This is a genomic window from Pseudomonas sp. SMV71 (assembly GCF_052042015.1).
Lineage (GTDB): Bacteria > Pseudomonadota > Gammaproteobacteria > Pseudomonadales > Pseudomonadaceae > Aquipseudomonas.
In genome coordinates this window covers 151,571-175,283 of record NZ_JBKGGU010000008.1, presented here as the reverse complement: position 1 = coordinate 175,283, position 23,713 = coordinate 151,571, and the positions used below count along the sequence as shown (strand labels likewise).

Below are 23,713 nucleotides of genomic sequence, written 5' to 3'. Positions count from 1 at the left end.
GGGAATGCCTTTATATGAAACGTTTTCTTAGCATCGCCATGGCGTTGTGCATCGGCCTGACGATGGCCATCGACGCCAATGCCGCCAAGCGCTTTGGCGGTGGTAAAAGCTCGGGCGCCGCTCCGACTCACCAGACCAGCCAGATGGCGCCGTCCTCTGCCGCCGGTTCCACTGCGGCCACCGCAGGCGCGGCCGGTGCCGCCGGCGCCGCTACCAAGGCCAGCGGTGCTTCGCGCTGGCTCGGCCCCCTGGCCGGCATCGCCGCCGGTGGCCTGCTCGCCTCCATGTTCATGGGCGACGGCTTCCAGGGCATGCAGATCTTCGACATCCTGATCATGGCGGTCATCGCCTTCCTGGTCTTCCGCTTCATTGCCGCTCGTCGCCGCAAGCAGCAGGAGCAGTTCGCTCCGGCCGGTCACGCGCCGATGCAGCGTGAAGTGTTCAACCAACAGCCAGCCAGTGGTTCGATCTTCGGTGGCTCGCCAGCCCCTGCTGCCGCCCGGCCGGTCATCAACGCGCCCGCCTGGTTCAACGAACAACGTTTCATCGAAGCTGCCCGCAGCCACTTCATGGCCCTGCAGCAACATTGGGACGCGAACGAAATGGACAAGATCGCCGAGTTCGTAACCCCGCAACTGCTGGAGTTCCTCAAGCGCGAGCGAGCTGAGCTGGGTGACGGTTTCCAGTCCACCTACATCGACAACCTGCACGTGCAACTGGATGGCGTCGACGATCGCGCCGACAAGACCATCGCCACCCTGACCTTCAGCGGTGTGTCGAAAGACTCTCGCTTCGACAAGGGCGAGGCGTTCAGCGAAAGCTGGAACATGGAGCGTGTCCAGGGCGATGACCAGCCTTGGCTGGTGGCCGGTATCCGTCAAAACGGTTGAACCTTCGCCGGTTTCGCATGTTGAAATAAAAGAACCCCGGCCCAGGCCGGGGTTTTCTATTTCGCGGTTGCATCTATAGCGAGCTACTGTATAAACCGCTGCATTGTGAAACCGCGCCATCGAGAGAGAGGATCCCCGGACGTGGAAGAAATCATCGAACAACTACGTGAAGCCAACGAGCCCGTACCGGTTCCGCTGGAATTGCCCGACGAAGACCTGCTGGTAGAGATCGAAGAGCAATTGTTCATCGACATCCCATTTGTCTTCAGGGAATTCCTGCTGACTGTCAGCGACGTGGTCTATGGCAGCCTGGAACCCGTGACCGTCACCGATCCGCAGTCCCACACCTACCTGCCGGAGGTGGCGGCCAATGCCTGGGATGCCGGGGTCGACCGCAGCCTGATCCCGATCTGCCAGGACGGCGACGATTACTATTGCGTCGAAGAAGACGGCACCGTGGTGCTGTGGCAAGCAGAAGAAGAACTGATTGCGCAAGAGACCTGGGAGTCGGTCTGGCACTGGGCCCGGGACGTCTGGCTGGAAAGCTGACCCCGCCGGCGCCCGTCCTCGGTCAATGCCCGGACGACTCCTTGTGGTTGTCCAGGGTTTCGAGCAAGGCCACCTGCATCCGCGTGTGCAGTCGGATGAGCCAACGCCAGAGCAGCGCCGCCACGCCTGCTGCCACCACCGCAATCAACACCAGCAACTTGTTGGTCGGCAGAATACTGGCCGACAGGGCGGCCAGTAGCAGGAAAATGACCAGCAGCGAGAGGATAGGGATCACTTCGGCAATGACCCGACGCACGCGCTGGGTGTGGCGGCCCGCCATTTCTGGCGTCACGCCCATTTCCGCCAGCAGCATCGACAGCGCCTTGAGCTTACGATAAGCGGCAATCAGGAACGCAAGCGACAGCAGCAACGCCCCACCCCAGATCAAAGCCTTCTGCCAGCTCGGGTCGCTGATCCACCCGCTTAAATACGCCGATATCCCCTCGGCGAAATAGCCGCCCGAGACAAAAATCGCGATCACTAGCGCCAGGTTGACGCCGACCTGCAACAGGATACGCCTGATCATCGAGGCCACCATCGCGCCCTCGCCTTGCGGCTGGATGCTGCGCAACCATTCGCCGTACATTCCCAGCACCCGGGTCAGCCGTTGCGGCATCGCCGACGCCAACCGGACGGACAGCGGATCGGCGGCCCGGATTAAGTAGGGTGTCATTAGAGTGGTCAGCACCGAGACGGCGACCGCGACGGGGTAGAGAAAATCGCTGGTGACCTGCAGCGTCATCCCCAGCGAGGCGATGATGAAGGAAAATTCTCCAATCTGCGAAAGCCCCATCCCTACGCGGAGTGAGGTACGTCCGTCATTACCGGCGATAAAGGCACCGAGGCCACAGGACACCATCTTACCAAGCACCACTGCACCAGTGATCACCGCGATCGGCCAGGCGTACTGCAGCAAAATGGCCGGATCGAGCATCAGCCCGATGGCGACGAAGAATATCGCGCTGAACAGGTCACGGACCGGCTCCACCAGCCGCTCGATCTTCAACAACTGCCGGGATTCGGCCATGATCGCGCCGATCAGGAATGCCCCCAGCACCATGCTGTATTCGAGCTTCACCACCAGCAGACAGAAGCCGAAGCATAGGCCCAGCACGGTGATCAACAGCATTTCGTTGCTGTCGAACTTCGCCACGTAGGCCAGCAGCCTGGGCACCAGCAAAATGCCGATGACCAGCGCGACAATCATGAACAGCGACAGCTTGCCGACGGTGGAAAATACCTCGCCCGAGCTCACCGTGCCACTGACTGCAATGCTAGACAGCAAGGCGATGATGCCGATGCCCAGGATGTCCTCGACGATCAGCACACCGAAAATCAGCTGGGCGAAGCGCTCGTTCTTCATCTTCAAGTCGTTGAGGGCCTTGACGATGATGGTGGTCGAGGAGATCGCCAGGATAGCGCCGAGGAACAGCGAGTCCATGGTGCTCCATTCAAACCAGCGGCCAATCTCGTAGCCGATCCATATCATCAGCACGATCTCGAGAAACGCTGCGATGAACGCCGTGGCCCCGACCCGAAACAGTTTGCGCAGGCTGAATTCCAGGCCCAGGCAGAACATCAGGAAAATCACCCCGAGCTCGGCCAGCGTCTTGATCGTATCCTCGTCGTGGATGAAACCGAACGGTGGGGTGTGCGGGCCGATGAGGAAGCCCGCGACGATATAGCCCAGTACCACCGGTTGCTTGAAGCGATGAAACAGAACGGTCACCAGCCCCGCGGCGATCATGATGATTGCCAGGTCTTGTATGAAGCTGATGGCATGCATGTAGGAAGCTCCCTGTTCGGTGGCGTAGCGCCGACTTGAAAAGTCCGTTTCCTTCGTAGGAAATGCCCTCAAGATGGGCTTTTGCAGGGTAACACCGCGACTTCCGACAAAAAGTCGATGCAATATATGGAAACAGACCCACCGAGGCGTGACGGCAACTACAAGCGCAGCGTCCCCGATATCGGTGGTTTATAGAACCCAGCGCCCGCAGAGGCGCCCTCCCCTGAAATTGCTGCCTTGAACCGTGAGAACGCTATGGAACCTGGAAACGCCCAGCTGTCGATGACGGTGTTGATGACCCCCGATATGGCCAACTTCTCTGGCAATGTCCATGGCGGCACCTTGCTCAAATACCTCGACGAAGTCGCCTACGCCTGCGCCAGCCGCTACGCCGGGCGCTACGTGGTGACCCTGTCGGTCGACCAGGTGATTTTCCGGGAGCCGATCCATGTCGGCGAGCTGGTGACCTTCCTGGCGTCGGTGAACTACACCGGCAATACGTCGATGGAAGTGGGCATCAAGGTCGTCACCGAAAATATTCGCGAGCGCTCGGTACGCCACACCAACAGCTGCTTCTTCACCATGGTCGCGGTGGACGACCAGCGCAAACCCGCCCCCGTCCCGCCCTTGCAGCCACAGAACAGCGAAGAGAAACGCCGCTACAAACAGGCGCAGCAGCGCCGGCAGATTCGTCAGGAACTGGAAAAGCGCTATCAGGAAATCAAGGACGACGGGGTCAACTGATCAACGCAATTCAAAATGTGGAAGCGAGCCTGCTGGCGATGAAGGTGTCACAACCCACGACAATGTCGGCCATGACAACGCTAACGTGAGCAGGCTCGCTCCCACAGGGTGTGCTGTCGATCAGAAGCTGATCGGCACTGCCTCGAACCGGACCCGTGGATGGGCGATACGGTCCTGGGCGCGCACCAACTCCAACTCGTAACTGGCGCAGGCCTGGGTTTCGAGCAGCACTTCGTGCACCGCTGCGGCGGTGAACTCAAACGCCGCCACCAGGCTGTCCCCCAAAAGTATCCGCGCCAGGAACAACCCCGACGTCAGGTCACCCACGCCCACCGGCTGAAGGGGGAAGGCCAGCAGCGGACGGCGCAGATGCCAGCTGCCATCGGCCGTCACCAGGAGCATTTCGAAACTGTCTTCGGGCTTGCCCGGATAAGCCAGATGCTTGACCAACACCGCCTTCGGTCCGCGCTGCAACAAGGCCCGGGCCATCGCCAGGCAATCGAGCAGCGACTGCGCCTTGCGTCCCGAGAAGCTGTCCAGCTCCAGTTGATTCGGGCACATGAGATCTGCTACGGATGCGGCTTCGTCCAACAGAAAGTCACTGACCTCAGGCGCCACGATGCAGCCCTTCTCCGGGTGCCCCATGACCGGGTCACAGAGGTACAGCGCCCTTGGATTGGCCGCCTTGATTCGCGCCACGCCCGTCAGGATCGCTCGTCCCTGGGCGGCGCTGCCCAGATAGCCGGATAGCACCGCATCGCAGTTACCCAGCTCACCGATTGCCGCGATCCCCTCCACGAGCGCCGGGATCTGCTCAGGAGCAAGTACCTCGCCGGCCCACTGGCCGTATTGCGTATGGTTGGAAAACTGCACCGTATTGAGCGGCCACACGTTCACCCCGAGCCGTTGCATCGGGAAAACGGCAGCGCTGTTGCCGGCGTGACCGAATACCACATGGGACTGGATGGCAAGCAGATGAGGTGTGCGCTTCATGCGGGACATTTCCGTAAAACGATTGAAATTCAAGCCGCGCAGTATGCGACTAAACGCAGCCTGTACGACAGACCGGCGAGACAGTTAAGCTGATAACAACTTGTTGGAGCACTTCGTTCATGCTGACCCTTGGAAACATTTTCGTGCTGATGCTGCTGGCTACCGGCGGCGCCTGGCTGTGGCACAACCATGGTTTGCGCGAGCGGGCATTGGCGAGGGTCATGCAGCACTGCGTCAACCTGAAGATCGAATTGCTCGACGGCAACGTGGCGCTGAAAAAGATCGGTTTCGTGAAGGACGCTCATGGGCGACGGCGCCTGGCACGGGTCTACAATTTCGAGTTCACCGTCACGGGTGAAACCCGCCACACGGGCACCATCACTCAGTTTGGCGCCCACAGCGCGCAAATCGAACTGGCCCCCTACCCGATGCCCTTCGAAGAAACCCCGCCAACACCGATCGAGCCGGTGCAGACCCGGCCCCGGGCTGAAGTCATCGAGCTGAGCCAGTGGCGCCAGGAGCATAACAAGTGGAAGTCCTGAAACTCAGGGACAACGGCAATCTACCAGACTGTTTTGCAGGGCCATAACGTCCTGGGGTTCGTCGAAAATCAATTCAATCCGTGAATCCTCCCGCCACTCGCTGGGTATCCAGTGCAACGTCGCGCTGTCCAGGGCGTTGGCCGAAACCCAACCGTCGGGGCTGTGGATAACCATCTTCGCCCGTTTCCAGCGCATGGTTTTCAACCATTGAGCCAGCAGCGCGCTGTCGAATCGCTGGCTCGGATGCCAACGCCAGCCAATGCTCCACGCACCTTCTTGCTGTCGATACAGGCAATTCGGCGTGCTCGGATCGCTCCAGATCGCCGGCAGCTCTCCCACGCCCTGGGGTAACTCCAGGTGATTCGCAGAGCCGTGCCCCTGCGCTGCATGGCCCGGCAGTCGGTCGATGGGTAACGCGGCCTGCTGTGTCCAGTACAACGCAAGCTTTGGCAGCTCGGCGGCCAGCCGTTCGCGATCGGCCTGAGTCAGGCACTCGGACTTGTTCAGCACCAGCAGTCCGGCATGGTTCAGGGCTTGGCGCTGTGCATCGGCCAGGGGGCTGCCGTCCGCCATCGCGCGAGCATCCAGTACCAGCACGCAAGGCTGGACGGTCAGTACACCGACCCAGGGCGCCTGGTTCAGTTGCCGCATCAGTTGCACCGGATGGCCCAATCCAGAGGGCTCGATGAACAGCCGATCCGGTCGAGCCTTGCGCAGCAGACGCCCCAGACCGATCTGAAACGGCGCGCCGTTGACACAACACAAACAGCCCCCGGCCACTTCGCCCAGTGCGATACCATCGGCGGACTGGTTAAGTAACGCAGCGTCCAGTCCGATCTGGCCGAACTCGTTGATCAACACGGCCCAGCGTTCGTGGGCCGGGCGCTGGGTCAGCAGATGCCGGATTAGCGTGGTCTTGCCGGCACCCAGGGGCCCGGCGATGACATGGGTGGGAATGTGCTGCAACATAATCGACGGCTTTTGATGGAGGTGAAGATGCGGATGATCGGCTGGTTCTTGCTGGCCCTGACGTCGAACCAGGCACTGGCCCAGGCGTGTGTGGTGCACAGTCAGGCGGAACGGCTTGATGTGCAAGTCTGCCAGCAGAACCGCAACATTCCGCAGAAACTGTTCGCCGACGGTTTCTGTCAGCCAAGCCTTGCCGGACAGAAGGTCGAGGTGCAATACGTCGATCAGTGCCCTGGCGGCGCGTTCGGCATCTGCAGCAATGCCCAGGTCGCCAATATGCCTTACCGCCAGGATATTCACTATTACGGCGTGGCGACCGACGCCGCTTATCTGCGACCATTTTGCGAAGGGCAGAGCCAGGGCATCTGGGTCAAACCCTAATGCAGACAACCCTTGATGTTACGCTGCGGCCTCTTCATGCCACGGGCCGAACGGGTCCGGCAACTGCCGCCAGGCGTCCATGCCGAGGGTCATCTCCGCGTCGGTGAGCAGGCAAGCGTCCAACTCGGCGGTGAGTCGGCTGAAGTCGATGCCCTGGCCGATGAACACCAGCTCCTGGCGACAATCGCCGGTGCCGGCAAGCCAGTTCTTCATGATAAAGGCAGTACTTTCCTCGTCCTGCGGCCATTGGTTTTTCGGCACGAACCGCCACCAGCGCCCGGCAAACCCGTGGCGCATCAGCCCGCCGGCCTGAGACCAGCTACCCGCTTCCTCGGGCTTGCTGGCGAGCCAGAAGAAGCCTTTGGAACGCAACAGTCTGCCATTTTCCCAAGGGCGGTTGATGAAGTCGAAGAAGCGCTGGGGATGAAACGGCGCCCGGGCCCGGTAGGCGGTCGAGGCGATGCCATATTCCTCGGTCTCCGGCAGGTGCTCGCCGCGCAGCTCGCGCAGCCATCCGGGTGACTGGGCGGCGCGTTCGAAGTTAAACAGCCCTGTATCGAGGATCCTACCCAGCGGCACCTGCCCCATGACCATGGGCAGGATCTGCGCCTGGGTGTTGAGGCGCTTGAGGATCTCAATCAGTTCTTCGCGCTCCTGCCGGCTGATCAAGTCGATCTTGCTGATCAGGATCACGTCGGCAAATTCGATCTGTTCGATCAGCAAGTCGGTGATCGAACGTTCATCATCTTCACCCAGGGTTTCCCCTCGTGTCGCCAGGCTTTCGGCGGCCTGGTAATCCAGCAGGAAATTCACCCCATCGACGACTGTGACCAGGGTATCCAGTCGAGCGACATCGCCCAGGCTACGGCCTTCTTCATCACGAAAGGTAAAGGTCTCCGCCACAGGCAGCGGCTCGGAAATGCCAGTGGATTCGATCAGCAGATAATCGAAGCGCCCTTCCTTGGCGAGTTGGCTGACCTCCTGCAAAAGGTCTTCGCGCAACGTGCAGCAGATGCAGCCGTTGCTCATTTCCACCAGTTTCTCCTCGGAACGATTCAAGGTGACATCACGCTGGACTTCGCTCCCATCGATGTTGATCTCGCTCATATCGTTAACGATTACGGCGACTCGTAGATTGTCGCGATTACGCAGGATGTGGTTGAGCAAGGTACTTTTACCGGCACCGAGGAACCCGGAGAGTACGGTGACTGGGAGGCGATTGGGCATCAGGAAATCCTCATCGGATAGCGGCGCTGGAGACGCAGATAGCACCCAGCACGCAAAGTCAGGTATCGGTTCAGCCGAAGCATAGATTTATTGTTATAGTATAACAACACAAATATCTGGGCTCCGGAAACGCCCTGAGGCCTCAATGCGTACCTTATCCAAATTGGTATTGGCAATTGCGCTGCTACTGTTGGCTCTGAGTGCATTTGCTCAGGCCCCAATGAAGACGAGTTGCACGCGTAGCGCGAATCTCTTGGCCTGCAGCGACAGTCTTGGCAATTTCTACAGTGTCGCCGCCGCCGGAAATATCGTTTATCTCCGTGGATTTGAAGCAGACAGCCGCCGCTTCTGGGCGCAAACCAACAGCCGTTACGGCCAGCTTACGTTCTTTACAGGCTTGGCTTCTGATGGTGAAAGTTGGGTGGGTTACAGCCGGCGGGTGGGCTGGACCACGATTAATCACTTTTCAAGCTCAGGGGGAAGCGTAGGCAGGTTTACCTGTGCACGGGTAGGAGGATGCCAAGGTTCTAGGTGATGTTTCACGTGGAACCCAGGCGTGATGAAACTCTTTTCATCGAAAAAGGCTACGCTACATTTATTGTTATACTATAACATTCAGCTAAACCTACGATGGATGTTCCCCATGAACGCAATAACGCTGCCGGATGTGGCCGCGCAGGAGTCCGGACAAACGTTGCCTCTCGCCTGGGTTGGCATGCAGGGCATTGCCGTTCCTTTGCTTATCGATGGCCAGCGTGTGGATGCCTTGGCGGACGCAGGGGTAAGTCTCGATGACGGAGCGGCTCGCGGTATTCACATGTCCCGCTTGTACTTGGAATTGGAGGCGTTAGAGAACTCACCACTGTCTATCCGTTTGCTGCGCCAAATCCTGCAGCAGTTCCTCTCGACTCATCACGGAATATCCCGCGCGGCTTCCCTAGATCTTCATACCCATCTGCTAGTCAAGCGCCCGGCCCTCGTCAGTCCTTTGTCAGGTTGGAAACGGTATCCAGTGAGCGTCAAGGCTCGCTTGGCAAACGATGTGTTCCACGTGGAACTAAAAATCGAGATCCCTTACTCCTCTACCTGCCCGTGCTCAGCGGCACTTGCTCGGCAACTGATCCAGCAGCAGTTCGTTGATGATTTCGCTAACAAGACTCTGGAGCATGCTGAGGTCCTGGCCTGGCTGGGCTCGTCGGAGGGCATCATCGCGACGCCTCACAGCCAACGCAGCACAGCCGTGCTGAATCTGCGGCTGAACGCTGACGCAGATGAATTGCCTTGGGAAACCCTCATCAACGAAGCCGAAGCCGCCTTAGGTACCGCCGTCCAAACCGCAGTCAAGCGTGCCGATGAGCAGGCGTTCGCGCTTGCCAATGGGCAAAATCTGATGTTCTGCGAAGACGCCGCCCGACGATTGAGCACAGCCTTGAGGCGCTCCTCCCACGTCAGTGCATTCGATGTATGGGTAGTTCACGCTGAAAGCCTGCATGCCCACGATGCCGTCGCACAAAGCCGCTGGAACTGGGAGCGCCCATGATCGACTGTCAAGCGCTGCGTTGGGGTGCCCCGGGCCAACCCCTTACACCGCCGCTGAATCTGCAACGACCGGCCGGAAGCCTCACCGCAGTGATCGGCGCCAACGGGGCGGGCAAAAGTAGTTTGTTGAAGGTGCTCGCGGGGTTGCAAAAACCTCTTTCCGGAAAGGTCACGCTGGATGTTCCACGTCGCGGCGGGGTCTCGTTCGTACCGCAGCAACATCATCTGGACCGGCAGTTTCCCATCAACCTGCAGGAGTTGGTCGCAGCAGGCTCATGGGGCACTCGCCATACACCCGCCATGAGACGCCTGAAGCTGCAAACCGTGCTGGACGACTGGGCGCTGAATGGCCTTGAGCACCGACCGTTGATGGCGTTGTCCGGCGGGGAATTGCAACGCGCCCTGCTCGCCCGCCTGAGCCTTGCCGAAGCACCGCTGCTGTTGCTCGATGAACCTCACGCCGCCCTCGACGAACTGGGCCAGGCGCTGCTGTGGAACCATATCCACCGCTGGCACGCGGAGGGCCGGACCCTGGTCGTGGTGTGTCATGACCTGGCTGCGGTACGCCAGCATATCGCGCAAACGCTACGGATCAGCCCGTCCGGCTGCGTCCTGGGCGCCAGTGCGGAACTGATCGTCCAACACCCTCACGCGCAGGTGGCTTGATGCTGGCGGCCACTCATTTCTGGCAGCCATTCCAGGAATTCATCTTCATGCGCCGGGCGCTCATAGGCGGGCTGGTGTTGGCCTGCAGTACGGCTCCGCTGGGGGTGTTCCTGATTCTTCGTCGCATGAGCCTGATCGGCGACGCCGTGGCGCACGGTATCTTGCCCGGCGCAGCCCTGGGTTTCTGGTTCGCAGGCTTGAGCCTGCCGGCCCTGACATTGGGCGGTTTGGGCGCAGGCTTGGGCATGGCCGGATTGGCGGCCTGGATCACCCGTCGTACTGGCTTACGCGAGGATGCCAGTCTCGCGGCAATCTATCCCATCTCCCTGGCTGCCGGCGTATTGATCCTCGGCATGGCCGGCAAACGCCTGGATCTGCTCCATCTGTTATTCGGCTCTGCGTTGGCGGTCGACGGTCCGACACTTACCGGCATGCTCTGGGTATCGGGCGTCAGCCTAGTCGCCATGGCACTGATTTATCGCCCTTTGCTGCTCGACACGCTAGATCCACTGTTCCTGCAAACGGTCAGCCGTCTCGGGCCTCTGGCCCACGGCGTGTTCCTGACCTTGGTGGTGTTGAACCTGGTGATCGGCTTCCAGGCCATCGGCGCTCTGATGGTGGTCGGCTTGATGATGCTGCCGGCGGCCGCGGCGCGATTCTGGAGCCGCCGCCTGCCGATCCTGATGATGGTCGCGGCGCTGCTGGGATGCCTCTCGGTATGGCTGGGCTTGTTGTTGTCATTCTATTTCTCACTGCCCAGCGGCCCTTCCATTGTATTGGTGGCGGGTGCGTTGTACCTGCTGTCCGTGATATCCGGTCCGGTGCACGGCTTGCTGCACCGCCCGCCCTTGCTCACATCCCAATGAGGTTTGCGCCCATGCGTATGCTGCTCGTGCTGCTCAGTCTGACGCTGTCCATGTCTTTATCAGCCGCTGAAAAACTCCAGGTGGTGACCAGTTTCAGTATCCTCGCCGACATGACCCGACAGGTCGGCGGTGACCATATCCAGATCACCAACATGGTCGGCCCGGATGCCGACGCACACACATACGAGCCCACGCCCGACGATGCCAAGGCACTACTCAGCGCAAAACTGATCATCAAGAATGGGTTGGGTTTCGAGCCGTGGCTGGATCGGCTGATTACGAGCACTGAAACAAAAGCACCGGTGATCAGCGCCAGCCGTGGGGTCATTCCACGCTCACTGGAAGAGGATGGCGAGACCATTCCAGACCCACATGCCTGGCACAATCTGGCCAATGCCGAGCTGTACGTTCGCAACATCACCAAGGCCTTGGAAGCCGTGGACCCGGCCAATAAGGCCGACTACGAGCGAAACAGCCAAGCGTATCTCAAGAAAATCTACGGACTGCTCGCCGAAGCGAAGTCCAAGCTCGGCACACTGCCTGCGGGCAATCGCAAGATCGTGACCTCCCATGATGCCTTCGGCTATCTGGGCCAGGCCTATGGCATCGACTTTATGGCGCCCCAAGGGTTATCCACGGAGCGTGAGCCATCGGCGGCGGAGGTTGCCGCACTGATTACCCAGATCCGTCAGGCGAAGGTCAAAGCGGTATTCATGGAAAACATCAAGGACGCCAGGCTGCTCAAGCAGATCGCCGACGAGAGTGGAGCGCACATCGGCGGAACACTGTATTCCGATGCCCTTGCTGCGAGTGGACCGGCCAGTACGTTCACTGGCCTGTTTGAATACAACCTCAATACGTTGTATGAGGCGTTGGGCCGGCCTTGAATGCGCAGCGGCCACAGATCCTTTTTGGGGCCGCGTCGCGGCCCAACGGGAGCAAGCTACCTCGCCACAGGAGCTTGGGGCCCGTCAGGCCCGCGGCTTGACCGTTCCGCAATCCTGCCCCAGCCACACGGCACGGGTATCGAGGCTGCCGTTCTGCTGGATGCCGGTGGCGTTGAACGTGCCGTTGACCTTGGTGGTGAATTCACGGTCGCTCTGGAACGTCGCCACCCCACTACCCTGCGCTTTCGGGCAACTGAAGCGAAACTTCCACTGGTTGCCGGTCCGCTCGGTGATCTGCTGCTTGCACCCCGATTGAGGGTCTTGCAGCGGGATGTCATTGGTTTGCACCTGGGCTGGGGTCAGGCATACACGGATGCCTTTGCCGCCCATGGTAATGCCCTGCTTTTCCAGCATGGCCCGTTGCTCCGGAGTCATCTGGGTTTGCAGCTGGCCGAGGATCAGTTGCAGGTCCGGCAGGTTCTGGTTGTCGACTTTCATATTGCTGGTCGTCAATTCCCACAGCCCCGGTTGAAGCATCTGCGCCTGAGCGGCCACAGGAATCGATAAACCCACCGCCAAGGCCAAACCCAGCAGACGAACATTCATTGCAAGAACTCCAGAGGACAAGTGGCCGTTAGACGCCGCAGGCATACTTCGGTTCAGGCGCGAGCCAGTGATTTAAATAGCGACATTCGCCGTGGAACATGGTCTGTTAAGCATTGGACTTCAGGAGCAAGGCTGCCCAATGGATTACTTCGGCCCGCATGTTTTCGGTTATCTGATCGCGCTGCTGCATACCCTGGGCGCCATCGCCGCCGTGCATGCGGTACTGACTGTACGAACCGCCCAAGGCTCGATCGCCTGGGCCTTGTCGCTGGTGTTCATTCCCTACCTGACGCTGATTCCTTACTTGGTGTTCGGCCGCAGCACCTTCGATGGCTACATTAAGGCCCGTCGACAGGCCAACGAGCAGATGCGCAAAGCCATCTCGGAATTGAACTGGCGCCCCTGGGTCGAGGAAGCCCTCGCAGCCCGAGCATCCAGGGCCTATGCCTCGTTGCGGGCCATGCCAAAACTGGGACGGGCACCTTGCCTGGCGAATAATCAGGTGCGCTTGCTGGTGGACGGACGAGTGACCTTCGAGGCGATATTCCAAGCCATCGAAGCTGCCCGACAGGCAGTGCTGATCCAGTTTTTCATCATCCATGACGACCGGCTCGGCCAACGCCTGAAAACGCTGGTCCTGAAGAAAGCTGCCGAAGGCGTGGCGGTGTATCTGCTTTACGACCGGATCGGTAGCCACGCCCTGCCCCACCATTATGTCCAGGCCCTGCGCGACGGCGGCGTACATGTCAAAGCGTTCGCCACTCGCAGCGGCTGGCTCAACCGGTTCCAGGTCAATTTCCGTAACCACCGCAAGATCGTCGCGGTAGATGGCGTGCTGGGGTTCGTCGGCGGGCACAACGTGGGCGATGAATACCTCGGCGAAACGCCTCCGCTGGCGCCTTGGCGCGATACCCATGTCCAGGTCCGCGGACCGGTGGTGGCGAGCATGCAGGAGTCGTTCGCCGAGGATTGGTTCTGGGCGGCCCGTTCGCTACCGCCGCTGATTCTGCCGGACGCTTATCCGGATGACGGTGTGCTTTGCCAACTGCTCGCCAGTGGCCCGGCCGACCCCTACGAAACCTGTTCGCTGTTCTTCGTTGAAGCGATTCACGCGGCCAGCGAACGGGTCTGGATCACCACGCCGTATTTCATTCCGGACGAGGCGGTTTTTGCGGCGTTACGCCTGGCGGTATTGCGCGGGGTGGATGTGCGCATCCTGCTGCCTTCACGTCCCGACCACAAGGTGGTCTATGCGGCGTCGAGCCTCTACGCATTCGAAGCGGTGCGCGCCGGCGTCCGGGTGTTCCGCTATGGGCCGGGCTTCCTGCACCAGAAAGTGGTGCTGATCGACCAGGAAATCAGCGCCATCGGTAGCGCGAATCTCGACAACAGGTCGTTCCGCTTGAATTTCGAAGTGATGCTGCTCACCGTGGACAGTTCATTCGCCACCGAGGTCGAACAGATGCTCGAAAAGGATTTCGCCCAAGCCCTGGAAATCGACAAACAGGAAAGCCGGGAGACTCACCGCGTGCAGAAAATCGGCATGCGGATCGCCCGGCTTATCTCGCCGATCCTCTAGGGCCTGTAGATGTCGTCGCGGGTCCATGGCAACTCATGACTTCCATCGGCATGCGCCTTCACCGCCAGGATCTGGTGCAGGTTGATCCAGCCCTTGGCGAACGCATAGGCACACCCGGCCAGATACAACCGCCAGATCCGTAGCGCCTGCTCCGGCACTTCTTTCGCTGCGGCCTCGAGGTTGTCCTCCAGGCGCTCGCTCCAATGATCGAGCGTGCGGGCATAATGCAAGCGCAGGCTTTCCACATCGACAATCTCCAGCCCGGCCTCGCTGATATGGGCGGAAATCATCGACAGGTGCGGTAGCTCGCCGTTGGGGAACACATACTTCTCGATGAACTCACCTGCCCCCCTTCCGACCGGACGGCCATCGGTGTGCCTGGCAGTGATGCCATGATTCATGACCAACCCGCCTTCGCGTACCGCGCCGAACAATGTCTTGCAGTACTGGGCGAGATTGGCATGACCCACATGCTCGAACATCCCGACGCTGACCACCTTGTCGAAGCGGCCATCCTGGGGCAAGTCTCGATAATCGAGCAATTGCAGTTCCACCTGGCCTTCCAAGCCTTCAGCCTTGACTCGCTCGCGAGCCAAATTCAATTGAGCCTTGCTCAAGGTGATGCCAAAGACCCTGGCGCCGAATTCCCTTGCGGCATAACGCGCCAAGCCGCCCCAGCCACAGCCCACGTCTAGCAGATAATCTCCCGGCTGCAAACGCAGCTTGCGGCACAGATGACGGAATTTGGCCTGTTGCGCCTGCTCCAGCGTTTCACTGCCCGTCTCGAAATAGGCGCAGGAATAGGCCATGTCGCTGTCGAGCCACAGCTGATAAAACGCGTTGGAAAGATCGTAATGGTAGGAAATGGCCTTGGCGTCGGTTTCCTTGTCATGGACCGACCGAACCGGCTGACTGCCGATGTCTTCCTCCAGCAGGGCCTGGCTCCATTCATCACAAACCCGGACGACCTCGTGGATCGAACCTTCGAGTTCCAGTTTGCCTTCGACGAACGCCGCCCCCAGCGCATCCAGGCTGGGATGGGTCAATTGCGCGACCATTTGTGGGTCCTTGACCACGATCGTGACGCTGGGATCGGCCCCCAGCGCGAATTCATGGCCGTCCCAGAGCCGAAGCCGAAGCGGCAGATGCAAATTCTGTAAGGCCGGTGGAAGTTGCGCGAGCATGGGATATCCCCCTGATTCCAGATACCTGAAATGAGGGTAGTCCATGCTGGAAAAATAGCAGGCTATCGAATTTATAGCCTTTATCTATCGCCGTCCTGATCTACTGGATGCCAGTAACTGCCTGATATGGCGTGCCCCTCTCTTCGTTGCTGACCGCAAGTCTAGTCCACAGTTCGACCCAACGCTTGCGACTGTCCGTCCTGATGGATCTTCGCCAACGGCTCCTGGAACCGCAGCAGGCGTCCGGCATTCCCCAAGACCAGCAACGTGCTCAGGTTGTGCAGCAGTGCAGCGATCATCGCCCCCGCCGCACCCAGCCAGCCGAAGGCGGCAAACGCGACGATGGCCAACGTCCAGCCCAGGCCGATGATCACATTGACCTGCAGTGTGCGTCGGCACTGACGGCTGAGCCGCACGCACGTGCCAAGGCGCCGCAGGTCACTGCCGATCAGCACGATATCCGCCGACGCCAGCGCGATGTCCGCGCCGCCCGCGCCCATCGCGACGCCCACCACGCCGGCCTTGAGCGCCAGGGAATCGTTGATGCCATCGCCTACCACCATAGGGCGGTAGCCATGAGCGATCTCGCCCATGACTCGTTTGAGTTTGTCCTCGGGCAAGGCCTGGGCTTGCACATCGCCAATGCCGACGTCCCTTGCCAACGTAGTGGCTACACTCTGTCGGTCGCCGGTGAGCAACAGTTGCCGCCCCAGTCCCAGCTCCCGCAGTTCAGCCATCGCGACCCTGGCCTCCGGTTTCATACTGTCGGCCAACAGCAGCCAGGCGAGGAACTGTCCGCCCAGCGCCAGGCCGGCAATAGGACCGTCGTGATCCGGCACGGCCGGCGTCTCGATACCCAGTAGGGCGAACAATTCGGGCCGGCCGAGCGCCGCTTCGCCCTGTGCGGTCATCGCGACGACGCCCAGCCCTTGGCGCTCATGTATCTGTGTCAGCGGCACAGCACTTTCCGCCTCCACCAACCCGGCCAGTGCACGGCTGACTGGATGGCTGCTGGCCGAACCCAGGCTGGCGGCCAAGGGCAACAACATAGACGCGTGATCGTCACGGGCGCGTTCCACCGATTGCAGGCGCAGGGCGCCGTAGGTCAGGGTCCCGGTCTTGTCGACCACCAATGAAGTGAGGTCCGCCAGCTCTTCAAGAAATGCCGAACTGCGAATCAGGATTCCATGGCGTGCCGCCACCGCAATCCCGGCAATGGCTGTGGCGGGCGCCGACAACACCAACGCGCAGGGGCACGCCGCGACCAGCACCGCGAGCATCGCCTGGGCATCGTTCGTCACGAACCAGGTTACCGCTGCCAGCAGCAACACCAGCACCAGATAGCTGCCGGCGTAGCGCTCCAGCAATCGGGTGATCGGCGGCTTCGAGCGCTCCGCGTTTTGCATCAGGGCGATGACTTTACCCAACGTGGACTCGTCACCGGTGCGGGTCACTTCCAGGCGCAACAAGCCGTCCAGGTTAATTGCCCCACCGAAGACGTCAGTCCCCACCACAGCCTCAAGTGGCACCGATTCGCCAGTGATCGGCGCAGTGTCCAGACTGGCCTGGCCGGACAGCACCCGGCCGTCCGCAGGCACTCGGTCTCCGGCACGCACCTCCACCACATCGCCTGGCCGTAGCGTGCCGTTGTCCACGTCGATGATCGTTCCGTCGGCCTGCACCTTGCGCCCTTGGCTGCGCGTCAGCTGGCCCAGGGCGTGGATCGCCTCTTGGGAGCCGATGACGCTGCGCTCTTCCAGCACATGGCCGAAGATCATGATGATCGGCAACAGCGCCGCCGTCAGCAGATCGCCTGTCGCCCAAGCACCCAGCATGGCCAAAGCGATCAGTTGATCGGTGATCCCGTGGAGGCTGGGGTAGCGCAAGCTGTACCAGGCCGACCGCATCACCGGCACCGCCACCAGCAGCGAGGCAAAGCCCAGCAGCAGTTGACTGACCCCGCTCTGCTCCGGCGACCAGCCGCGCCATGCCAGACCTAATGCGAGCAAACCGAGGGCGAGCATCGCCAGGGTCAACTGCCGGGCGGCAACGCGTTGTTCAGCCGAAGATAGCATGGGCAAGGCGTGGGTTTGGGCGGTCATTGTTCGGCTCCCTGAATGATCAGGCGGGAATCGTCTTTCGGATTAACCGTGGTCACTGAGCCGGCCTGGCGGAGAATGCCAGGCATGCGTTCGCGATACAGGCGCAACAACAGTTGCGGATCGCTGCCTTGGGTTTTCGCCAGACCGAGCACCGTGGCGGTGTCGGCCGAAGCCCTGGCGAGCCGCTCGCTGGCCTGGGCATGGGCGACTTGCACGGCGCGGTCAGCCTCCTGTCGAGCGGTCTGAGTCAGTTTTTCGGCTTCGGTCCGGGCGTTGGCAACAGCCTTGTCCGCCTGTTGGCTGGCCGTCAGTACGGCATTGAATGCACCAACAGCCGGCCCGGGCAGACTCGATTGCACATCGACCCGCACCACTTCCAGACCCAGCCCCTGCCCTGTCGTCGCCAGGTCGGCCAAGCGGCGGTTGATGCCTTGCACCAAATCGCCACGCAAGCGTTCGCGGCGTTCGGCGGCCTGATTGTCACTGCCCATTAGTTCAGGACGAGCCACCAGAATGGTGTCCAGATCCCGTGCCGCCGTGAGTGCCAAGGCGCTACGCGTGGCTATCCGGTCCAATGCAGGCAGCACATGTTCTCCTTGCAACACAAAGGCAAACGGATCGGTCACTCTGTAGAACACCCGTACATCCAGTTGCACCACACCGGCGTCTCCGGTCAATAAATAACCAGACCCTGCCAGCGCATCGCTCACTGGTGTAGCGAAACTGGCAACGCGATCAGCCTGCAGCGCTTCATCCGAACGCAGCAGATTTTCCACGCGCCGTTCAAGCACCCGGTCTGCTGCCGGTAGCAACACCACTTGTTCCACGGGACGTGGCCAAGCCAATAACAGGCCCGCGTTCTGGATTCGATCCAAAGCGCCAAAGCGCAGCACCACCGCGCGGTCTTGCGGGTCAATCTGGCGGACGTTGGAAAACGCCCAAGCCAGCGCCGCCAGCACCGTTACCGCATACAGGGCCAGAAAAGCCAGGCGCCCAGCCTGGATCCACGGACTGGATAACTCATTTGTTCCACGTGGAACCAAACTCATGGTTGTGTTCCACCTTTGAGTTCCATGGAAGGTGGACCGTCCACCAATACCCGAAACGGCGCCGCGTCCGTGCGCAAAATGAGTTTGGTGCCTGGGCTGACAATCGTGCCCAAAGTGTCCAGCGAGCGCAGCAGGTTGTAGAGCTGGGGTGAACCGGCATACGCCTTGCCATAGATGGCCGCCGCTTCCACCCGGGATCGCGCCTCGATATCGGCGGCTTTTACCGTGGCATCGGCCTGCACGATCCGCGCATCGCGTTCGGCAGCCGAACGGATCTGCGCCGCTTCGCGCTTGCCGATGGCGGTACGTTCGGTGGCGATGGTTTCGCGCTCGGCCCGCATGCGGTCCACTGTTGCGGTCAGCGTGACCGAGGGCAGCGTCAGGCGCTCGACACCCACCTGCAACACGCGCACGCCATACGTCGTGAGCAACTGCTGGTCGATCTGCTGACGCAATTGCGCTTCGAAATCGGCGATGCGCACTTGGCTGGCGTCGGTGTTCACCAGATTCGCCAGGTCAAAACTGGCCGCCGTGGTTTCCAGCGCCGAACCTACAAAGGTTCGAATCTGCCGCGCTGCTTCATCCGGTTGATTCTGCACTGCGCGCATGAAGCGCTGAACGTTATCGGGATCCCCCTGGACCTGCCAAGCCACGTAAGCCTGAACGATGATCCGCAACCCGTCGCGTGTCCCGACATCCTGTAGCCCGCTGGAGGTGGTGCGCAGTCGCAGGTCCACCGGGATCGCCGCTTCGAACGGCGCCGGCCAACGCCAACCCAGCCCCGGTTGCAACAGCACCCGGGCCGGATTGCCAAAACGAGTAATGACGGTGGCCTCCCCCGAGCGCACTTGTACAAGGCTGGCGGCTGCGATGGCGAATGCCACCAGCAGCGCTGCCCAGCCCATCCGCCGCCAGGGAAACGGACCGGCCTGCTGCGGATCGCCATGATGGTGGTGGTGATGGCCATGGTGATGACCGGCATGCGCGTGATCGTGGCCGGCGTGATCATGATGAGTGTGGGAAGAGGACTGGCTCAATGGGCAGCTCCTGGCTGGACAGAGTTACGCGGCGACGCGGGGTCTGCCGGCAGCATGAAGGTACGCAGGTCGATAGTCGGCGCGTTGCCGCCGGCGCCCAGGCGATGATCAAGAATCAACAGCCTGGCATTGCCGAGGCCCCGGCTCAGTTGGCTGAGGTATTGCTCCAGCACGAAGGCATGGCCGGCGGTTGTGTAGGCTTTTTGGTCGGCGCTGAAGCGCAAGTCGCTGGCCTGGGCAGCGGCGTTGATTTCCTGGGCACTGGCCTGGGCCTGGTCATGGGCAATGCTGGCTTGTAGCTGCGCCTGGTTGATCTGCTCCGCCGCCGCGCCACGCTCTCGGGCAATCAACGCCTGGACGCCGATCTGTGCCGCTTGCACACCGTGGTAGGCATTGGCCGCCCCCGCCGGCGGGTGAATCGCTTCCACCACGGTTGCGAGTATTTCTACGCCGCTGTCGAGTGATTGCAAATCGGCCTGCACGGCGCGACCGATTTCATCGGCCAGGCTGAGACGGTCCACACCGAGCAAGCCGTCCAGCGTGCGCGACGCAAACTCGTGCACCAGGACACGGCTGGCGATGCTGCGAATCAGCGTTGGCACATCGGCACTGTTGTAGGTCGCGGCCAATGCCGCTGCGTCAGTCAGACCGATGCGATAGACGAAGCGCACATCCATGTTGACGATCTGAAAGCTCTGCTGATCGGCACGGCGGCTGGCAATCACCTGGGATTTGTCGTTCACATGGCTGGCGTCCCACAGGCGATTGGCAATCAGCGGCGCCGGTCCATCCGCCGGTTCCGTCTGGGTGGGCACGGATTTGTCGCTCGCGCTGGTCGCCAATTCGCGCACCACCCCGTATTCGACAGGGAGTACCCTGCCCCACGGCCAGGGCAATCCAGCGTGCAAGCCCGGGCCGAAGACTTCCACCGGTTTGCCGAAACGCTCATAGATGCCCCGCTCATGCAACGGCACTTCATGCACCCCCGTGAGTAACCAACCCAGCAATGACACGAGCGCCAGAACCGGCAAGAACGCGCGGCGCATGTAACCGAACGCCCAGATCTGGCGCAGGTCGATGCCGAAACGGTTGTGCAGCTCATGCTGCAGCGCCAACAGCGGTTGCGGCGGCCAGCGCAACAGGTCGGCAACGACACTGCGGCCAAGCAGCGTCGGCTCCACGGTATCTCGCCGCGCAACGAACAGCGAAAGCAATGCACGCAGCAATAACTCCAGCGCCACCACCCCTGGCAAAATCCCCATCAACACCGCCAGGCGCACCGGCCACACAGACGTTTGCGAAGCGAACAGCAAGCACAACGCGCCGAGCACCAGAACGATGATCGGCACCCGGGCCAATTGCGCCAGTTGCTGGGCTTCCGGCCATTCCAAAGGGGATTGCTGGACCAACTGACGCTCGAACACCAACAGCCCGAACGCCGACAGCAAGCCCAGCACTGCCCCCACGCTGGCCGACATACCAAGCGCCGCCGCAGGCAAGTTCAAGTCCCAGGTCTGCTCCAGGCTCAACAGCACGAGCATTGCCCAACCGGCCAGCCACAAGGTGGGCGCACCGATCTGCTTGAGCAGTTGAACCGAGCGGGCGCCAATGCGATCAAGCAGTCGCTCATACCAGCCAGGGTTCTCCTGCCCCGGATATTCCAAGACCGTGTCATTTCCGGCTGTCGGCGCTAATGCCTGGCTGCGCCACCGGGTGATCCACCAGACGGACTGCACGCCCGCCACCAGCACCAGCAACCCGGCGCTCTGGCTGACCAGCAAAGCCGGCCACAGCGATTGCGGCGAAAAGAGTCCGATGAAAAACGCCAGGACAAGCCCCAGGCCGGCCATCGTTGTCAGCGCAACACCGACGCGCTTCAGGCGTTGCGCCTGGAACGTCGCTCGCTGAAAGCGCGGCCATTCGGCCACCTGGGCCCCCTCGACATCCAGATCGACTTGCATACCACCCCAGCGCCTGTAGCGATCAAAAATCCGGGCCGGTGGAAAACACCAGCGCCGCTTCGTTATATCCCGTTACCTTATAACGATTGCTGTGAAATTTCCGTTTTGAATTCTTCATGACGAGGGCCGTGCAGGCACTTGACTAGAGCCTTGACCTGAATCTGCAAAAACGCTCATATTACGAGCATAATTTTTTCCAGTCCGAACGGGGAGTGTAGCGATGAGCAACTACGACGTGGTGATTCTGGGCGGCGGCCCCGGTGGCTATAACGCGGCGATCCGTGCCGGACAGCTGGGGCTCAAAGCCGCCTGCGTCGAAGGCCGGGCGACCCTGGGCGGCACCTGCCTGAACGTGGGCTGCATGCCCTCCAAAGCATTGCTCCACGCCTCGGAGTTGTACGAAGCGGCCACTGGCAAAGAGTTCGCCGATCTGGGTATCGACGTCACCCCGAGGCTCAATCTCGCGCAAATGATGAAACAGAAAGACGAGAGCGTCGCAGGCCTGACCAAAGGCATCGAGTTTCTGTTTCGCAAGAACAAGGTCGACTGGATCAAAGGCTGGGGCCATATCGACGGTCCGGACAGAGTCACCGTTACCCACGCAGACGCCAGCAAGACCCAGCTCAGCGCCAAGGACATCGTCATCGCCACCGGTTCCGAGCCCACTCCACTGCCCGGCGTGACCATCGATAACCAGCGCATCCTCGACTCCACCGGCGCGTTGTCCCTGAATGAAGTGCCGCGTCATCTGGTGGTGATCGGCGCTGGGGTCATTGGCCTGGAACTGGGTTCGGTCTGGCGCCGACTGGGGGCGCAGGTAACGGTGATCGAGTACCTGGATCGCATCTGTCCGGGCGTGGATGCTGAAGCCGGCAAGACCCTGCAACGCGCCCTGGCCAAACAGGGCATTACCTTCAAGCTAAGCACCAAAGTCACCGGCGCCGTGCCCTCGGCCAGCGGTGTGCAGTTGCAGATTGAACCGGCGGCGGGCGGCGAGTCCCAGGCCATGGACGCCGACTACGTGCTGGTCGCCATTGGCCGTCGGCCTTACACCCAAGGGTTGGGGCTGGAGAATGTCGGACTCGCTACCGACAAGCGCGGCATGCTCGCCCACCAGCAGCACCGCACCGAAGCACCCGGCGTGTGGGTGATCGGCGACGTGACCTCCGGCCCGATGCTGGCCCACAAGGCTGAAGACGAAGCCATGGCCTGCATCGAGCGGATCGCCGGCAAGGCCGCCGAGGTCAACTACGATCTGATTCCCAGCGTCATCTACACCCGCCCGGAACTGGCGAGCGTTGGCAAGACCGAGGAACAGCTCAAGGCCGAAGGCCGTGCGTACAAGGTCGGAAAATTTCCATTCACTGCCAATAGCCGGGCCAAGATCAACCACGAGACCGAAGGCTTCGCCAAGGTACTGGCCGATGAGCGGACCGACCAGATTCTCGGGGTGCACCTGATAGGCCCGAGCGTCAGTGAAATGATCGGCGAATACTGCGTGGCGATGGAGTTCAGCGCCTCGGCCGAAGACATTGCCCTGACCTGCCACCCGCACCCGACCCGTTCAGAGGCGTTGCGTCAGGCGGCGATGGATGTCGAAGGAATGGCCACGCAGATGTAAGCGGCTGCCCCTTGACCCTGTGGGAGCGAGCCTGCTCGCGATGAGGCCTGTGTGGATTTTTGACTGAGTACATATCCATTGCTGCGGTAACGGCGGCTTAGGGTTCCGCCCTTACGGCGGGTCACTTTCGACAGCGCGAAAGTAACCAAAGCGCTCTTGCCCCACCACTGGGCACCTCGCCAAGGCGAGGTGTTCCCTCACTCCGGCATTGCTCCGTGGGCCCGCCGCGATGGGCCATCCATGGCCCTGCGCGGCTAACCCGGCATCCATGCCGGGTTGCCCACTACGCAATGCCTGCGTTCGGCCCTTGTGGTTGATGGGGCGTCCAAGATCAAAAGCAAAAAGCAAAAGCGGCTTTATAGCCGACCTGTTTTTTCGGTTGTGCCTGGATCTACTGTGGGAGCAAAGCTTGCTCGCGAAGCGGCCTTACAGTCGGCCTGTTATTTCGACCGAGCCCAATTCAATTGTGGGAGCGAGCCTGCTCGCGATGAGGCCTTCAGTCCCGCCTCATGGTGTCAGTCAGGACGGCATCGCG

General features: G+C 61.0%; 22 protein-coding genes. 12 read left to right on the top strand and 10 right to left on the bottom strand.

Annotated features, from left to right (window positions below; genetic code table 11):
* Positions 1 to 14 precede the first annotated feature (14 nt).
* Together ACLEJQ_RS10645 and ACLEJQ_RS10640 are read left to right on the top strand one after the other, a co-directional pair.
* Complete coding sequence (locus ACLEJQ_RS10645; protein ID WP_440794705.1) at positions 15 to 890, top strand: Tim44 domain-containing protein; 876 nt, start codon at positions 15 to 17, stop codon at positions 888 to 890.
* 141 nt (positions 891 to 1,031) lie between these two features.
* Positions 1,032 to 1,439, top strand: a complete 408-nt coding sequence (locus tag ACLEJQ_RS10640; RefSeq protein WP_440794703.1) for an SMI1/KNR4 family protein — start codon at positions 1,032 to 1,034, stop codon at positions 1,437 to 1,439.
* A 22-nt stretch (positions 1,440 to 1,461) separates the two neighbouring features.
* Here ACLEJQ_RS10640 and ACLEJQ_RS10635 read toward each other — a convergent pair whose 3' ends face one another.
* Positions 1,462 to 3,225, bottom strand: a complete 1,764-nt coding sequence (locus tag ACLEJQ_RS10635) for a cation:proton antiporter (RefSeq protein ID WP_440794701.1) — start codon at positions 3,223 to 3,225, stop codon at positions 1,462 to 1,464.
* Positions 3,226 to 3,480: 255 nt separating this feature from the next.
* Here ACLEJQ_RS10635 and ACLEJQ_RS10630 point away from each other — a divergent pair, with 255 nt between their 5' ends.
* Positions 3,481 to 3,969 (top strand): acyl-CoA thioesterase, encoded by a 489-nt coding sequence (locus tag ACLEJQ_RS10630; protein WP_440794699.1) that lies wholly within the window; start codon positions 3,481 to 3,483, stop codon positions 3,967 to 3,969.
* Positions 3,970 to 4,089: 120 nt separating this feature from the next.
* On the opposite strand, the gene pdxY is transcribed toward ACLEJQ_RS10630, so the two are convergent.
* Positions 4,090 to 4,962, bottom strand: coding sequence for a pyridoxal kinase PdxY (gene pdxY / locus ACLEJQ_RS10625; protein WP_440794697.1), 873 nt, complete (start codon positions 4,960 to 4,962; stop codon positions 4,090 to 4,092).
* 119 nt (positions 4,963 to 5,081) lie between these two features.
* Between pdxY and ACLEJQ_RS10620 the strand changes: the two genes are divergently transcribed.
* Positions 5,082 to 5,504, top strand: coding sequence for a DUF3301 domain-containing protein (locus tag ACLEJQ_RS10620; RefSeq protein WP_440794695.1), 423 nt, complete (start codon positions 5,082 to 5,084; stop codon positions 5,502 to 5,504).
* Positions 5,505 to 5,507: 3 nt separating this feature from the next.
* Here the strand turns inward: ACLEJQ_RS10620 and ACLEJQ_RS10615 are convergent, their stop codons facing one another.
* Positions 5,508 to 6,473: a CobW family GTP-binding protein gene (locus ACLEJQ_RS10615; RefSeq protein WP_440794693.1), complete on the bottom strand. Its 966-nt coding sequence runs from the start codon at positions 6,471 to 6,473 to the stop codon at positions 5,508 to 5,510.
* A gap of 27 nt (positions 6,474 to 6,500) precedes the next feature.
* On the opposite strand from ACLEJQ_RS10615, the gene ACLEJQ_RS10610 reads away from it, so the two are divergent.
* On the top strand, positions 6,501 to 6,854 hold the full coding sequence (locus tag ACLEJQ_RS10610) for an NADH:ubiquinone oxidoreductase (protein ID WP_440794691.1): 354 nt from the start codon (positions 6,501 to 6,503) through the stop codon (positions 6,852 to 6,854).
* Between the two features lie 18 nt (positions 6,855 to 6,872).
* On the opposite strand, the gene zigA is transcribed toward ACLEJQ_RS10610, so the two are convergent.
* On the bottom strand, positions 6,873 to 8,081 hold the full coding sequence (gene zigA / locus ACLEJQ_RS10605) for a zinc metallochaperone GTPase ZigA (protein WP_440794689.1): 1,209 nt from the start codon (positions 8,079 to 8,081) through the stop codon (positions 6,873 to 6,875).
* Positions 8,082 to 8,226: 145 nt separating this feature from the next.
* Between zigA and ACLEJQ_RS10600 the strand changes: the two genes are divergently transcribed.
* The 5 genes from ACLEJQ_RS10600 (at position 8,227) to ACLEJQ_RS10580 (ending at position 12,039) form a co-directional block, all read left to right on the top strand.
* Positions 8,227 to 8,616 carry a glutamine synthetase gene (locus ACLEJQ_RS10600; protein WP_440794687.1) on the top strand — a complete coding sequence of 130 codons (390 nt, stop codon included), beginning with the start codon at positions 8,227 to 8,229 and terminating at the stop codon, positions 8,614 to 8,616.
* Positions 8,617 to 8,724: 108 nt separating this feature from the next.
* Positions 8,725 to 9,621: a GTP cyclohydrolase FolE2 gene (gene folE2 / locus ACLEJQ_RS10595; protein WP_440794685.1), complete on the top strand. Its 897-nt coding sequence runs from the start codon at positions 8,725 to 8,727 to the stop codon at positions 9,619 to 9,621.
* Positions 9,618 to 10,286, top strand: coding sequence for a metal ABC transporter ATP-binding protein (locus tag ACLEJQ_RS10590; protein WP_440794683.1), 669 nt, complete (start codon positions 9,618 to 9,620; stop codon positions 10,284 to 10,286). Before folE2 ends, ACLEJQ_RS10590 begins: the two co-directional genes overlap by 4 nt.
* Complete coding sequence (locus ACLEJQ_RS10585) at positions 10,286 to 11,152, top strand: metal ABC transporter permease (RefSeq protein ID WP_440794681.1); 867 nt, start codon at positions 10,286 to 10,288, stop codon at positions 11,150 to 11,152. The genes ACLEJQ_RS10590 and ACLEJQ_RS10585 overlap by 1 nt, the downstream gene beginning before the upstream one ends.
* Positions 11,153 to 11,163: 11 nt before the next feature.
* Complete coding sequence (locus tag ACLEJQ_RS10580) at positions 11,164 to 12,039, top strand: metal ABC transporter substrate-binding protein (RefSeq protein WP_440794679.1); 876 nt, start codon at positions 11,164 to 11,166, stop codon at positions 12,037 to 12,039.
* A gap of 84 nt (positions 12,040 to 12,123) precedes the next feature.
* On the opposite strand, the gene ACLEJQ_RS10575 is transcribed toward ACLEJQ_RS10580, so the two are convergent.
* On the bottom strand, positions 12,124 to 12,645 hold the full coding sequence (locus tag ACLEJQ_RS10575; RefSeq protein ID WP_440794677.1) for a DUF3617 domain-containing protein: 522 nt from the start codon (positions 12,643 to 12,645) through the stop codon (positions 12,124 to 12,126).
* A 139-nt stretch (positions 12,646 to 12,784) separates the two neighbouring features.
* Between ACLEJQ_RS10575 and cls the strand changes: the two genes are divergently transcribed.
* A complete protein-coding gene (cls, locus tag ACLEJQ_RS10570; RefSeq protein WP_440794675.1) occupies positions 12,785 to 14,224 on the top strand; it encodes a cardiolipin synthase in 1,440 nt (479 codons plus the stop codon).
* Here cls and cfaB read toward each other — a convergent pair.
* The 5 genes from cfaB to hflK (ACLEJQ_RS10545) all read right to left on the bottom strand — a co-directional run bounded on the left by cfaB (position 14,221) and on the right by hflK (ACLEJQ_RS10545) (position 21,557).
* Positions 14,221 to 15,408: a C17 cyclopropane fatty acid synthase CfaB gene (cfaB, locus tag ACLEJQ_RS10565; protein WP_440794673.1), complete on the bottom strand. Its 1,188-nt coding sequence runs from the start codon at positions 15,406 to 15,408 to the stop codon at positions 14,221 to 14,223. The genes cls and cfaB overlap by 4 nt on opposite strands.
* A 161-nt stretch (positions 15,409 to 15,569) precedes the next feature.
* Entirely contained in the window at positions 15,570 to 17,510 is a 1,941-nt protein-coding gene (locus ACLEJQ_RS10560; RefSeq protein ID WP_440794671.1) for a heavy metal translocating P-type ATPase, read from the bottom strand.
* Positions 17,507 to 18,559, bottom strand: coding sequence for a protease modulator HflK (gene hflK, locus ACLEJQ_RS10555; RefSeq protein ID WP_440794669.1), 1,053 nt, complete (start codon positions 18,557 to 18,559; stop codon positions 17,507 to 17,509). Before hflK (ACLEJQ_RS10555) ends, ACLEJQ_RS10560 begins: the two co-directional genes overlap by 4 nt.
* The gene (gene hflC / locus ACLEJQ_RS10550) at positions 18,556 to 19,596 is read right to left on the bottom strand and encodes a protease modulator HflC (protein ID WP_440794667.1); all 1,041 of its coding nucleotides are present in this window, start codon (positions 19,594 to 19,596) and stop codon (positions 18,556 to 18,558) included. Before hflC ends, hflK (ACLEJQ_RS10555) begins: the two co-directional genes overlap by 4 nt.
* Positions 19,593 to 21,557, bottom strand: coding sequence for a protease modulator HflK (gene hflK / locus ACLEJQ_RS10545; protein WP_440794665.1), 1,965 nt, complete (start codon positions 21,555 to 21,557; stop codon positions 19,593 to 19,595). The genes hflC and hflK (ACLEJQ_RS10545) overlap by 4 nt, the downstream gene beginning before the upstream one ends.
* Before the next feature lie 220 nt (positions 21,558 to 21,777).
* On the opposite strand from hflK (ACLEJQ_RS10545), the gene lpdA reads away from it, so the two are divergent.
* Positions 21,778 to 23,178: a dihydrolipoyl dehydrogenase gene (gene lpdA / locus ACLEJQ_RS10540; RefSeq protein WP_440794663.1), complete on the top strand. Its 1,401-nt coding sequence runs from the start codon at positions 21,778 to 21,780 to the stop codon at positions 23,176 to 23,178.
* The last annotated feature ends 535 nt before the right edge of the window (positions 23,179 to 23,713 follow it).

Coding starts and splice junctions, on each gene's coding strand:
- ACLEJQ_RS10645 (WP_440794705.1), top strand. CDS start 15: ATGAAACGTTTTCTTAGCATCGCCATGGCGTTGTGCATCGGCCTGACG.
- ACLEJQ_RS10635 (WP_440794701.1), bottom strand. CDS start 3,225: ATGCATGCCATCAGCTTCATACAAGACCTGGCAATCATCATGATCGCC.
- ACLEJQ_RS10630 (WP_440794699.1), top strand. CDS start 3,481: ATGGAACCTGGAAACGCCCAGCTGTCGATGACGGTGTTGATGACCCCC.
- pdxY (WP_440794697.1), bottom strand. CDS start 4,962: ATGAAGCGCACACCTCATCTGCTTGCCATCCAGTCCCATGTGGTATTC.
- ACLEJQ_RS10620 (WP_440794695.1), top strand. CDS start 5,082: ATGCTGACCCTTGGAAACATTTTCGTGCTGATGCTGCTGGCTACCGGC.
- ACLEJQ_RS10615 (WP_440794693.1), bottom strand. CDS start 6,473: ATGTTGCAGCACATTCCCACCCATGTCATCGCCGGGCCCCTGGGTGCC.
- ACLEJQ_RS10610 (WP_440794691.1), top strand. CDS start 6,501: ATGCGGATGATCGGCTGGTTCTTGCTGGCCCTGACGTCGAACCAGGCA.
- zigA (WP_440794689.1), bottom strand. CDS start 8,081: ATGCCCAATCGCCTCCCAGTCACCGTACTCTCCGGGTTCCTCGGTGCC.
- ACLEJQ_RS10600 (WP_440794687.1), top strand. CDS start 8,227: ATGCGTACCTTATCCAAATTGGTATTGGCAATTGCGCTGCTACTGTTG.
- folE2 (WP_440794685.1), top strand. CDS start 8,725: ATGAACGCAATAACGCTGCCGGATGTGGCCGCGCAGGAGTCCGGACAA.
- ACLEJQ_RS10590 (WP_440794683.1), top strand. CDS start 9,618: ATGATCGACTGTCAAGCGCTGCGTTGGGGTGCCCCGGGCCAACCCCTT.
- ACLEJQ_RS10585 (WP_440794681.1), top strand. CDS start 10,286: ATGCTGGCGGCCACTCATTTCTGGCAGCCATTCCAGGAATTCATCTTC.
- ACLEJQ_RS10580 (WP_440794679.1), top strand. CDS start 11,164: ATGCGTATGCTGCTCGTGCTGCTCAGTCTGACGCTGTCCATGTCTTTA.
- ACLEJQ_RS10575 (WP_440794677.1), bottom strand. CDS start 12,645: ATGAATGTTCGTCTGCTGGGTTTGGCCTTGGCGGTGGGTTTATCGATT.
- cls (WP_440794675.1), top strand. CDS start 12,785: ATGGATTACTTCGGCCCGCATGTTTTCGGTTATCTGATCGCGCTGCTG.
- cfaB (WP_440794673.1), bottom strand. CDS start 15,408: ATGCTCGCGCAACTTCCACCGGCCTTACAGAATTTGCATCTGCCGCTT.
- ACLEJQ_RS10560 (WP_440794671.1), bottom strand. CDS start 17,510: ATGACCGCCCAAACCCACGCCTTGCCCATGCTATCTTCGGCTGAACAA.
- hflK (WP_440794669.1), bottom strand. CDS start 18,559: ATGAGTTTGGTTCCACGTGGAACAAATGAGTTATCCAGTCCGTGGATC.
- hflK (WP_440794665.1), bottom strand. CDS start 21,557: ATGCAAGTCGATCTGGATGTCGAGGGGGCCCAGGTGGCCGAATGGCCG.
- lpdA (WP_440794663.1), top strand. CDS start 21,778: ATGAGCAACTACGACGTGGTGATTCTGGGCGGCGGCCCCGGTGGCTAT.